The sequence below is a fragment of the Pseudoneobacillus rhizolycopersici genome, assembly GCF_054786815.1.
Map to the genome: position 1 here is coordinate 184,834 of NZ_JBTOOE010000004.1, position 12,520 is coordinate 197,353.

12 protein-coding genes are annotated in these 12,520 nt (G+C 43.5%); 4 read left to right on the plus strand and 8 right to left on the minus strand.

Annotated elements, in window-relative coordinates:
- Positions 1–35 precede the first annotated feature (35 nt).
- From mobA to fdhD, 6 genes are all read right to left on the minus strand, one after another.
- Complete coding sequence (gene mobA / locus ACX9YW_RS06615; protein ID WP_460343675.1) at positions 36–653, minus strand: molybdenum cofactor guanylyltransferase; 618 nt, start codon at positions 651–653, stop codon at positions 36–38.
- A 32-nt stretch (positions 654–685) separates the two neighbouring features.
- On the minus strand, positions 686–1,498 hold the full coding sequence (locus ACX9YW_RS06620) for a formate dehydrogenase accessory protein FdhE (RefSeq protein ID WP_460343678.1): 813 nt from the start codon (positions 1,496–1,498) through the stop codon (positions 686–688).
- 265 nt (positions 1,499–1,763) lie between these two features.
- Positions 1,764–2,471, minus strand: a complete 708-nt coding sequence (locus ACX9YW_RS06625) for a formate dehydrogenase subunit gamma (RefSeq protein ID WP_460343681.1) — start codon at positions 2,469–2,471, stop codon at positions 1,764–1,766.
- Complete coding sequence (locus ACX9YW_RS06630) at positions 2,464–3,303, minus strand: 4Fe-4S dicluster domain-containing protein (protein WP_460343685.1); 840 nt, start codon at positions 3,301–3,303, stop codon at positions 2,464–2,466. Before ACX9YW_RS06630 ends, ACX9YW_RS06625 begins: the two co-directional genes overlap by 8 nt.
- A complete protein-coding gene (gene fdnG, locus ACX9YW_RS06635) occupies positions 3,300–6,281 on the minus strand; it encodes a formate dehydrogenase-N subunit alpha (RefSeq protein WP_460343688.1) in 2,982 nt (993 codons plus the stop codon). Before fdnG ends, ACX9YW_RS06630 begins: the two co-directional genes overlap by 4 nt.
- A gap of 59 nt (positions 6,282–6,340) precedes the next feature.
- Positions 6,341–7,102, minus strand: coding sequence for a formate dehydrogenase accessory sulfurtransferase FdhD (fdhD, locus tag ACX9YW_RS06640; RefSeq protein ID WP_460343691.1), 762 nt, complete (start codon positions 7,100–7,102; stop codon positions 6,341–6,343).
- 354 nt (positions 7,103–7,456) lie between these two features.
- Between fdhD and pdxK the strand changes: the two genes are divergently transcribed.
- The 3 genes from pdxK (at position 7,457) to bshB2 (ending at position 9,412) form a co-directional block, all read left to right on the plus strand.
- Complete coding sequence (pdxK, locus tag ACX9YW_RS06645; protein WP_460343694.1) at positions 7,457–8,263, plus strand: pyridoxine/pyridoxal/pyridoxamine kinase; 807 nt, start codon at positions 7,457–7,459, stop codon at positions 8,261–8,263.
- Positions 8,264–8,379: 116 nt separating this feature from the next.
- A complete protein-coding gene (locus tag ACX9YW_RS06650; RefSeq protein ID WP_460343697.1) occupies positions 8,380–8,727 on the plus strand; it encodes a YojF family protein in 348 nt (115 codons plus the stop codon).
- Positions 8,728–8,743: 16 nt separating this feature from the next.
- The gene (bshB2, locus tag ACX9YW_RS06655; protein WP_460343700.1) at positions 8,744–9,412 is read left to right on the plus strand and encodes a bacillithiol biosynthesis deacetylase BshB2; all 669 of its coding nucleotides are present in this window, start codon (positions 8,744–8,746) and stop codon (positions 9,410–9,412) included.
- A gap of 427 nt (positions 9,413–9,839) precedes the next feature.
- On the opposite strand, the gene ACX9YW_RS06660 is transcribed toward bshB2, so the two are convergent.
- The gene (locus tag ACX9YW_RS06660) at positions 9,840–10,745 is read right to left on the minus strand and encodes a nuclease-related domain-containing protein (protein ID WP_460343703.1); all 906 of its coding nucleotides are present in this window, start codon (positions 10,743–10,745) and stop codon (positions 9,840–9,842) included.
- Between the two features lie 430 nt (positions 10,746–11,175).
- Positions 11,176–11,919, minus strand: coding sequence for a Crp/Fnr family transcriptional regulator (locus ACX9YW_RS06665; protein ID WP_460343706.1), 744 nt, complete (start codon positions 11,917–11,919; stop codon positions 11,176–11,178).
- A gap of 168 nt (positions 11,920–12,087) precedes the next feature.
- Between ACX9YW_RS06665 and ACX9YW_RS06670 the strand changes: the two genes are divergently transcribed.
- Positions 12,088–12,441, plus strand: a complete 354-nt coding sequence (locus ACX9YW_RS06670; protein ID WP_460343709.1) for a hypothetical protein — start codon at positions 12,088–12,090, stop codon at positions 12,439–12,441.
- Positions 12,442–12,520: the final 79 nt, after the last annotated feature.

The following is a 12,520-nucleotide window of genomic DNA, read 5'->3' on the forward strand; positions in this document are numbered from 1 at the left end:
TCCTTTCAGTCCTACGAAGGAGAACAGCTTCCGTTTCAGCTTTCATCAAGCCGATTCCGTTTCTCCAGTACCCACTCCTTCGCCTTTTCGTATTCCTCCGGATGATTCATATTAAAGAAAATCTGTGCGAGACTTTCATCATTAAATTCTGCGAAGTCGTGTTCCGTAAGGTAACGAACGTTTATTTTTTCAAACAAATGAATCATCCGGAGGCTATCTGTTTTTAAGCAACTCTCAATTTCAGAAATGATTTTTTTACGATAAACCGCAAATAGCGGATGCATTTTTCCGGCAATCACAGGGACAACCGCGTCATGCTCCTTTATTCTTTCGACAAGCATGTTCGCTAATCCTGCCGAAACAAATGGCATATCACAGGCGACCACAAGATTTACCTCATGAGTTGCCGCCTTTAAGCCGGCATGAATTCCCGCGAGCGGACCCTTCCCTGGGTAAATGTCGCTCGTCATTTTCATATTAAGAAATTGATAGGCTTCTAGGTGATTGGTTACGAGAATCATTTCCGCAAATTGATCCTCTAACTCATCCTTAATCCGCTCCACAGTTGGTTTCTCCGGAATTGGCAGCAGCGCCTTATTCGTGCCCATCCGTCGCGATTGTCCGCCCGATAAAATAATCGCCCCAGCCTTCATTTGAATCCCTCAATTCTTTACGTTAGTCAAGACTATGACTCACTTTTTTTCGCACCCATCACATGATAGCCATTTTCCTGCGCGATGTAATCAAGGTGTATTGTTTTCAAGTCTAACAGGGCAGGTGATGGCTTGGTAATAAATTGTCTTGTGTCAATAATTTTAGTATACCCTTTACAGTCTTCGCAAACATGTATTTGTTCACTGCCGCTGCCTTCAATCGTGATATATTTCATTTTCTCGTAATCTTCATTGCCGCAATGCGAGCAGCTGAGTTTCTTTTCCGGCCAGTTTGTTTGGCAGCGCGGACAATAAAGAACCTTTTTCCCTTGCCCTTCCAGCTGACCTAAGCGAACAGGCTCACCGCAAACTGGGCAACCGCAGCCAGGTGCAGAATGGCTAATATTCTTTTGCGATAAATCAGAAAGCAAATGTAGATATGGGCGGAACACCATTTCGGAAAAATAAGGCGGCAGCCACTCGTCAAGGTTATGTTCTTCGGCAAATCTCTCGAAGTATGGCTGATTAAAGGCTAATGCAGATTCAAACCAAGCATTGGCAGTCGTTTCATCTAGAAGGTCGGATATCCGATCAAGCTGCCCCTGCAATTCTGGTTGATATTCAATTAATGCTGCTTTTGCCTCATCTACCCACTGTAAAAATAGTGAAAAATCAAGATGAAAAGTTGTCATCGCGACAATTGGTACCCCTGCTTCATTGGCCGCTTTATCAACGTTAATCGTTAGCTGGTTTGGGTTTAAACTATTTTTCCATTGCTCCTGCAGTTTCACAAACTGTTCATGTAAGGCAAGGTATTCTTTTGATACAACCGATGTTTTCCCCATTCATGACACCTCATTTCATTTTGAAGAGGAATGGCTGCCTTACATTCAGACAGCCATCCTCTTATTATTTATCTTTTGGCTGTGTTAAATTAGACTGTCGATTGTAGCTCCAGGCACTCGCTTTCCGCGGGGCGTCAGGTGAGCCTCCTCGTCGCTTTGCTCCTGCGGTGTCTCACCTTTGCCGCTAATCCCGCAGGAGTCGAGTGCCTTCCGCTACAATCAACAGGTGCGATATCAATTATTGTCTATTAACACAGCCGATCTTTTAAGCACCTTTATGTTTCTTCGGTTTTACGTTTTCGTCTTCGATTTCGCCTTTGGCGACTAGTTCATCGTACCAATCGCGGTAGTGGCCTTTGGCGAATTCGGCATCGACATCGCCTTTGATGACGCCGCGGAAGGCTGGTGTTGAACCTGGATGAAGAACGCTCAAGTAAATATGTCCAACGACAACGGCAATCGCTAAGCCAAATCCGATGTTATGCATTAAATAGCCCCACTGTACAAGTGTAGCTGGGAAGTACTGGGGTAACCAAATCGTAAAGCCGGAGAAGATGATCATCACTGCCGTAATAATTTGAATCCATGAGTTGATTTTTTCCCCTGCGTTAAAGAAGCCTTGGCGTGGCATCTTGGCTTTCATTCCGAAAAACTCCTTCGGAAACTCTTGGAAAAATTGGGCATCGCGCTTTTTCCAAGTCACAAGCTCTTTCATCCAGAATAAGAATCCTTTAGGATCAAAAATCAAGTAAATTAAGGTTGGCATGATGAAAATGACGGCAAAGATGCGGTGTAAAAGCCGTGCGCCTTCTGGGCCGCCGAATACCGGATATAACCAGTCAAAAAACTCGGTGTACATTGGTAAAGCCGTAATATATAGGGCAAAGAACGAGATGGCATTGATGGCATGTGCCCAAATGAACGCTTTAGAGAAACGTTTAACATAACGTTTTGGTTTCTGTTGCTTACTCATTGCTTTCGCCTCCCTCTTCTTCATGCCCGTGATCATGGCCACCCTTATTAAATAGTTTATTAGAAACAAAACCTGCTACGACCGCCATCGTTGTGGCTCCAAGCATTAATTTTCCGAGTGGCTGAGCATAGTCCTTCCAAATCACCGCTGAAGTTGGCACTTTTGGTTTTTCCGGCAAGCCGTAGACACTTGGCTTTTCCGCTAATACATAAATGGTATGTGTACCGCCAACTCCTTCTGGATTGTAAATGTTCGCATTTGGGAACTTTTCCTTTACTTCGCTTAAGCGCTTTTCCGCTTTTGCCAACATTTCTTCTTTCGTACCGAATTGCATGGCGCCTGGGTGACATGTCGTGACGCAAGCCGGTTGTAAACCTTCTTCAAGACGGTCGGTACACATTGTACATTTTGAAGCCTTACGGTACTCGTGGCCGTTTTTATCCTTGTAGGTTGCTAACGAAATCACATCAAATGGACAGTTTTGCACGCAATATCCGCAGCCAACGCATTTGTCATGATTCACGACCACCGTACCGAAGTCTGTATAGCTAATCGCATCCTCTGGGCAAACCTTTTCACAAGCTGCATCCGTACAATGGAAACAGGAAGAATGACGGAATAAGAATTCCAGATTTCCATCACCGTTTTCATGTTCGATAAAACTTAACACATTCCACGTGTGAGCGGTTGTTTTCGCATGAGATTGTAAGCTACCATGGAATTCCTCCGGCTCCGCTGGCAGGTCATTCCAGTTTTTACAAGCCACCATACAAGCACGGCAACCGTCACATTTCGTTACATCGACAAATTTAATATATTCCTGCGCCATCATTTAGCCCTCCTAACATCGCATAAGAATGCTTTATATTCAGGGATGTTCGTATTGGCGTCCCCAATATGCGGTGTTAAGTGGTTTGCCGTTGCACCTGTTGCAATCCCCTTATAACCGAAGTGCCAAGGCATACCGACTTGGTGAACAATTTGGCCTTTCACTTTGAACGGCTTAAAGCGTTTTGTGATCATCGCGTATGCTTCAATATCACCACGTGCCGATGCAATGATGACTTTATCTTTATTCTTAATACCCTTTTCTTTCGCAAGCTCTTCGCTGATTTCAACAAACATATGGGCGACTAACTCTGATAACCATGGAAGATTCCGCGTCATTGCTCCTGCCTGCCAATGTTCAGACACACGATAGGTCGTGGCGACAATCGGATACTTCTTCGCATTTCCTTGGGTCATAAATTCCTCGACACCAAATTTGGTCGCTGGATTTAACTGAACATTTGAGAACGGGTTCTTAGCTGGGCTTTCATAAGGCTCATAATGTTCCGGGAACGGCCCTTCATTCATCGCCGCAAAAAGTCCGCCAACACCCGTTGGTAACATGAAGAATGCACTTAGACCGCCTTCATCACTTGGTGCACGATCCTTTGTAAAGTCAGGTACGTCATTACCAACCCATAACTTTTGCGCCTCATCCCAATAAATTCCGACTCTGTCTTTTGACCATGGTTTTCCATCAGGTGTAGCTGATGCCCGGTTCCCAAGGATCCGACGGTTTGCCGGCCATGAAAAGGACCAATTCAAGTAGTTGTTCATGCCGGTATCCTTATTATCACGGCGTTTGGAGAGGTTTTTATCGTCCTCCGGATAAAATCCGCAATAAATCCAGTTACCACTTGTTGTAGAACCATCATCCGCCAAATCCGCAAATTTAGGTACCTGCTTTTTCGTCTTCCAGTCATAACCATTGATTTCGCGGCAAACTAGGTCGATATCAGGATGATCTCCATGTCCATATTCCCAGAACAATGCATTTACCTGTGCTGCAGCCGGATGACTACTATTTTTGTAAAGTTGCTTTTGACGTAGGGCTAATAGATGAATAATTTCTAAGTCAGCCTTCGATTTGCCCTTCGGTTTAATGGCCTGCCAACGATACTGCATCCAGCGACCACTATTCGAAACGGAACCTTCTTTTTCATAGGAAGAACAAGCCGGTAAGAAAAATACTTCTGTATCAATATCAGCTGGATTTGCGCCAGCCTCCTTTTGCCAGAATGCAGATGATTCTGTTTCCCAAAGGTCCACAGCCACAAGCCATTTTAACTTGCTCATCGCTTCTTTTTCCTTGCCTGCATTTGGTCCGCCGACAACCGGATTCGTACCGAACATGAATAATCCTTCGATTTCACCTTTGTACATCGCATCAAAAATTCTCATATGAGAGTAATCTTTTTTCGGCGTTAATTTCGGCATCCATTGGTACCCAAATTCGTTAGAGGCTGTTGCTTTATCACCGTAGTATGCCTTCAGCATGCTCGTATAGAATTTCGGTTTATTGGTCCAATACCCTGCCTTTGGCGTTACTTTTTCTAAAAAGCCTTTATAAGTTGCTTCTTCCGGTGTCGATGTTGGTGTTTCCATGTAGCCGGTTACGTTCGCAAATAATAATCCGAAATCTGTCGATCCTTGTACGTTGGACTCACCGCGCATCGCATTGATTCCGCCACCTGAGATACCAACATTTCCTAGTAAAAGCTGTACAATCGCGAAGGCACGTACGTTTTGTGAACCAACGGTATGCTGAGTTGTTCCCATTGCATACATAATCGTTCCCGCTTTGCCAGGTTTTCCTGTTTCGGCGAACATTTCAAGCACTTTTAAGTAAACATCCTTAGGTGTTCCCGTTACTTCACAAACTGTGTCGATATCATATCTTGAGTAATGCTTCTTCATTAGCTGGAATACACAGCGTGGGTCTTGAAGGGTTGGATCCTTTAGGAATTTGTCGTTTTCATCCTTTTTGAATCCCCATGTTTTTTTATCATAGTTTCTTGTTTTCTCGTCGTAGCTGTTGAAAATTCCATCTTCAAAGCTGTAATCATCGGTGACGATAAAGGCCGCATTCGTGTAATTCACCACATATTCTTTATGGTAAAGCTTGTTGTCGATAATATACTTAATCATACCGCCAAGGAAAGCGATGTCCGTTCCGGAACGAAGTGGTGCATAAAGGTCAGCTTGACTTGAAGTTCTGGTGAATCTTGGATCGACGCTGATGATTTTTCCGCCTTTTTCCTTTGCTTTCGTTAACCATCTAAAGCTGATCGGATGGTTTTCCGCTGGATTTGCTCCCATTATAAGAGCCACATCCGCATACTGGATATCAATCCAGTGGTTTGTCATTGCGCCACGACCAAGTGTAGGTGCCAGACCGGCAACCGTAGAACTGTGTCATATTCGGGCCTGGTGCTCGATGTAGGTTAACCCTAAACCAGCACGCATCAATTTACTTAAGAGGTATGTTTCCTCATTATCTAAAGCTGCTCCACCCATACAGGCAATCGATTCAATCTTGTTTACGGCCATTCCGTCTTGCTTGGCAATAAACGTGCGGTCACGGGTATCCTTTACACGTTCAGAAATCTTGTCGAGCGCCCAATCCCAGTCCACAACCTCCCATTTATCACTGCCTGGAGCACGGTACATTGGGTATTCCACCCGTCTATCTGAAGTGTAAACCTGGCGTACCGTTGTCCCTTTACTACATAAAGTTCCTTCGTTGATTGGATTATCCGGGTCCCCCTCCGTATAAACCACATCTTTCCCATTCGAATAAACGAGAATCCCACAGCCAACGCCACAATACGGACAAATCGTTGGTGTCGGTTTCAACTCAGAAATCTTAAAATCTTTCGAGCTAGCTTTCGCTTTTTTATCATCAAAGCCGAGCTCAATAACAGCTAAGGTCGCAGCTGTAGCCCCTGACAATTTCAAAAACTGTCGTCTTGTAAAATCCACCTTGCTTCCCCCTTCCAAAATGAATAGAACCTATATCAAATCCTATTTAGGGAATAGGATTAGTCCCCCACCATACTGTCTTGATGTACATCGTTAATAACGCGACCAAACGAGGTATACGGAATCACCATTTTTCCCCGTAAGTAACCAATCACTTCAATGTTTAAAAATTTGGCCAACTGGAGCGCTTGTTTCGTCGCGGCCGTTCTTGAACCAACAACAGCAAAGCCAAACTTCGCGGCCTTCGAAATCATTTCATACGAAATTCGCCCTGTTGTCAGCAATACTAGATTGCTAGGATGTAAACGCTTTCGAATGGCGTGGCCGATAATCTTATCAACTGCATTATGGCGCCCAACATCCTCACGAACGGTAATCTCTCCATTCTCGTCCACAAGGCACGCCCCATGCATCCCACCTGTTTCGAGGTACATCGGCGACTGATTGGCAAACTCGCTACGCTTTTTCAACAAATAGCTTAAGTGATACTGCCGTTCAGTTCCCTTCACCTTTTGGAATGTTTTTACATCTGTCATCGAAAAAAAAGTGACCCCCCGGCCACAGCCAGCAGTATAATGCTTTTTCTTCTCTTGGAGTTTGTCAAAATCAAACTCCTCTTGAAGTGAAACCCTAATCAAGCCTTGATCTTCATCTATTTGAACAGCCTTAATATCCTCGGCTGATTCAATCAAACCTTCGGAAAATAAATAGCCATACACCCAATCTGCTAAATCTTGTTTGGTCAGCTGAAAGACAGCGATTTCGTAGCCATTTAACTCCAATGTAATCGGATATTCTTCAGGGCAACTCTTCCTGTTCATCGCAACAAAGCCTCCCTTTTTTCTCTTTGAAACTAGTAAACCATTTTCGGAAAACATCATTTCCGTGATGTTTATGCTATACACTATAAATGTATAATATTTTTCTATAGAAAATGGAGGCGAATGTGACGGTTTGTTTTCAATCAAATGAACGTTTTGTGAACCACCAACATTAACACTGTGGTTATATTAGAAAAGTAATTTTCCTTTAAAACCAATGACAGATAATTAAAATAGTACTTTCCTGAAGATGTGTTAGCAGTTACTTTAGTCACACTCATAAGGCTGTTTGATAGAAGTTCACAAAGGATTAACAAATCGTTATAATTTAGATTGAAATGGAGGAATGTAAGGATGAGCTTAAAGAAAGTGTTAACGATAGCAGGATCTGACACAAGCGGCGGCGCAGGGATTCAAGCCGATTTAAAAACATTCCAGGAGCTTGGCGTTTATGGGATGACGGCCCTAACCACCATCGTCACGATGGATCCGAAAAACCACTGGCACCACAATGTTTTCCCGATTTCCCTGTCCACCTTGGAAACGCAATTAGAAACGATTCTTTCGGTCGGCGTCGATGCCATGAAAACAGGTATGCTCGGCTCCGTCGAAATCATTGAACTCGCTGCTAAGGTGATTGATGAGAATCGATTAACGAACGTGGTCATCGACCCGGTCATGATTTGTAAGGGCGAAGATGAGGTTCTCCATCCGGAAACAGCTGAAGCGCTGCGCGATGTCCTCGTCCCACGAGCAACTGTTGTCACACCGAACCTGTTTGAAGCAAGCCAACTAGCCGGCTGTGCCCCTATTTGTTCGCTGGATGACATGAAAGCTGCCGCTGAAAAAATTCACAGCCTTGGGGCAAAGTATGTTTTGATCAAAGGTGGCAGTAAACTTAGCGGAACCGACAAAGCAGTCGATTTGTTATATGACGGATCTGAGCATATGTGGTTTGAAACCGATAAAATCGACACAACCTATACACATGGCGCTGGCTGCACTTATTCCTCAGCCATTACCGCCGAACTTGCCAAAGGAAAGAGCGTCGTAGAAGCAGTTGGCGTTGCTAAAGAATTTATTACTGAAGCCATCCGCCACGGTTTCCGCCTAAACGAATACGTCGGACCGACAATGCATATGGCGTATCGGAATAAATAAATTCGGATTTTTAGAGTCGTCTCAGTAGGGTTGCGGCTCTTTTTTTCGCTTTTTTTTTCTTTTTTTTGTAAAATGAAGGAATCGATTATTTTGTTTTAAAGGAGGGGCTTCGCGCGATGGAAATCGTCAATAAGGAAATAGTCCAACAAGCAATTGACCAATTTGCCGGCGAAAAGGTTTATGTTCATTTAGAAACAACGAATGGCGCTTATGCCACTCATAATGATGAAAATTTCTTCTCCTCAGGCGCATTTATCCGAAATGCCTTGATTGATTTCGAGCACGGCAAGGTAACCGGCCCTGGCCCTTACCGCGTCGGCATCAAAATGCCAATCGGCTGGGTTTACGCCGAAGGAATCACTCATTACACAATCGACGAGCAAGGACGTCTCTTAATGGCCGGTCATGATTTTAAAGGCAAACTGGCCGTCGCCCTTGAAATTAGTCGGACGCCGTTTGAATAGGAGGAGAATGTTTTTTATGGAAAAAGAAAGACAGGTACTCGTAATATTTCCGCATCCAGATGACGAAGCGTTTGGCGTCTCAGGCACGATTGCCACTCATATCGAAATGGGTACGCCCGTCACATATGCTTGCTTGACGCTAGGCGAAATGGGCCGCAACATGGGTAATCCCATTTTCGCCAACCGCGAAACTCTGCCACAGGTTCGTAAAAAAGAATTGCAAGATGCCGCGGCAGCGCTCGGCATCACCGATTTACGAATGATGGGCTTGCGCGATAAAACGGTTGAATTCGAAGACGAAGAAAAGCTCGTCGGCATGATGAGCGACTTGTTGGAAGAGCTGAACCCATCGCTAGTGATTACCTTCTATCCAGGCTACTCGGTCCATCCAGACCACGAAGCATGCGGACGAGCCGTTGTCGAAGCCGTTGGGCGCTTGTCCGAAGAGGTGCGGCCAAAGTTGCATTGCGTGGCGTTTTCGAAAGGACATGAAGAGGTTATCGGCAAACCAGATGTCGTGAACAAGATTAATGCTGTTTTACCAAAGAAACTGGCTGCGTTGCGGGCCCACCGTTCACAAACCGGACAATTCGTCAAAGAAATCGACGAAAAAATCGAAGCCGGCGACGACGATCAAATCCTGCAATGGATCCAAAACGAGCGGTTCTGGACTTATAAGTTCTAGTGGCTACGAATGGGTGTGGGTTTACGAGCATGTTTTGACGGAGATTGGCTACTTTCGACTAGTTTTAGAGCAAAAATCTTTTAAATTTGTTGCCCCGGCGAAAACCACGCCGGGTTTTTCGTTTTTTTAGGAGTGCTGATGACTTGTTTTGGTGGGATTTTACCATAAAGAGGTAATTAAGGTTTGGTTTTTACGAAAAGGAGGTGACTTTGGGCTTGGTTTTTCGTCTCTGAAACCGATCGATAAAATATATTTACCTTTTGGAGAGTGATATTTACCTTTTCAGACGATATATTTACCGTTTTCTGCAATATATTTACCGGGATTGTCACTATATTTACTTTTTTCACAATTCAGCCACAACTTTTACATTTATTACCACTATAAAATCAAAAAAGAGCGAGCCTTTTAGGTCAGCCCGCTCCTCTTAAAAGTTCCTTTGATAGTATCTTCCTTTATTACTACCATAAACTTGCAAACTCAGCTTCCTCAACTTTTTCGATGCTATCACTCGATCCTCAAGACCCACAAACGCCCGAAACTCCGAATTGGTCATTTTCGGACTAATCACCAATAAATAATCATCCACCGCTTCAATAAGAACGTCATCATTAAACCGCTTGTTGCACCTCGCGCAATGCCATTTACCGCAACGATATTTTAAAGGTGCATGCTCACAATCCGGACAGAATACACCCGTCCGAAAATCATAGACAGCTAGATCATATTGTTGAAGAATATTGGAAGGAGGTAGTGGCGTATGGGCTTTTAACAAAGCCTTAGCGATTTTACGAATATCTTTGTCGGTCAAAATTTCTTTTTTATAATAATCTTCAAGATTATCCACTTTCCAAGTAAGTCCGGCTGAATTGCAGATTTTTTCCGCATATGGGTGTTCGGGCTGAAGGATGGTATATATAGAATGAGGATTTGTAGAAGCCACTAGGAAATCAATAAATATTGAAGGAAATTTGTGTTTTGATAGCCATTGCTGTAATTGTTGTTGGTGCAACCGTGCTTGGGAGACCGGGTCGGAAAGATTCTCTTGTTTGCCATCAAGTATTCTGTAAAATTGGTGATTTGCTAGGTCAAAATAGATGGCGCCAGCAATATTTTTTGCTTCAATAATGAGGATAAAGCGAGTGGAAATGACAAGGGTATCAATTTGAAAAAAGGTACCATCCCCATTGGGCAAGCGAAGTCCGCGAATAATAAGATATCTCTCTTGGTCAATTCGCAGCAACCGGCGGTCTACTTCTCGCTCGCCCCATAAACCTGCACTTAAACGGTTTAGCTCCTGCTCCATTAACGGTATTTTCTGATGCCCTTTCATCAACCTCCTGATTGCCTTCTGTAACTGAAGAATTTTAATCGGAGCCGGCCTTTCATTCAAAAACAAAATCATCACCTCTTTTTAGTTTTCAAGTAGGTATTCTCCTTAAACTTGGCGACTCCTATTAGAAAATATGGCGATATTATGGACAAAATCCTATTAAATTACCTTTTTTTAGGGTTAATACCCTTAAAAATATATTCCTCAAAAGGATATCAAACGAATTACCCACGATATCAAACGATTTAGCTAACATATCAAATCTTTTTCATCATATATCAAACGAATTCTCCAATATATCAAACCTTTTCACAAATTCGCCACAAACACCCCAACACTTTAACGCTTTAAAGGATGTGGGGACTGTCCCCACACGCTTTAAAGTGCTAAAGTGCCGTGCCGTGCAGTGCAGTGCTGCGCTTCCACATTCTTAGTAGCTCGGCTTTAGTAGGGTGCAGAACGTGCACCAGTCGAGGATGATGATTTTACGTTCGCGAAGGTCGATGCAGCCGTCTTTCTTTAGCTTGGAGAAGACGCGGCTGACACTTTCGCGGGAGACGCCGATAATGGTGGCGAATTCCTGGACATTTAAAGGGATTTCGATGTTGTAGCGTACAAAGCCCTCACCTTTAAATTTCATTGCCAACCGCTCTAAAGATTTAACCGTTTTCGTGTACACATCCAACAACGCGATGTCGCGCAAGGTTGAGGTCATTTCCTGTAACGATTCACTCATGTAGCGGATCATTTGGATAGCCAGCTCCGGCTGGGTCAAAAGCTCGCGTTCTAAATCTTTCTTATTTAGAAAAGCAATCTCGCCATCTTCAAGCATGACTGCGGTTGCAGGATAAAGCTTGCTCATTCTGTTAAACAAACATGCCTCAGCAAAAATTTCACCTTTTTTCTTAATGCAAACAATCATTTCATTGCCGTTTTCGTCCTGTTTGACAAGCTTCACAGAACCAGAAAAAACAAAATAAACACCGTGGGCTTCTGTTTCCTCTTGGATAATTCGCTGGCCTTTTTTATATTTGGATAATTGCACCCGTCTTGCCACACCGGTCAAAACGCTAGAAGGCAGTTGTTTAAAAATCTCCACCTTACGCATTAATGGCTCCATTTCCGAAAAGTTCACAACTGATAAATGAGGTTCAAGGACTTCCTGTTGGTACATGATCTCACCTCTCGCAGTTCATTTTCCTTCATTCTAACTAACAAAATCCTCCCATGTAGTGATATTGTTCACAAAAAAGACATATGCGTGCTATTTCCACAGTGAAAATAAGGTATTCACAATTTTTTCACAGAAGTACTGGGATTTTCGAACGAAAACCAAAACACCTTGCTAACGCAAATCATCCGCCTGCGTGCGATGGCTTTACTTGGTGAGGAAAAGGGCCATACTGTTTCGGATGAAGAGGTGAATGCTGCGGTGGAATCCGTTCGTGAACAATACGCTGCCCAACCAGTTGCCGAGGAGATAATCAAAGAATTCGGCGAGGGCCGTTTCTGGGATATTCAAAATAAGCAATATAAATTGATTGTTTTATCACAAAAGGTCCAACGAGATTTGATTGCTGACGTGAAAAAAGAGAATCCAAACGTTAACGACCAGGAAATCTCCTATTTAGCACAAAAAAAATACGAGGAACTCCTCGTATCACAAGTCAACTCGTTGGAAATTAAGATTCTTTAAGCAGAAACTCTGTCACTTGGACAGAGTTTCTTGTATTTCACAGGAAATCGATCTAATTGGCTGGATTCTTCGACTTCAA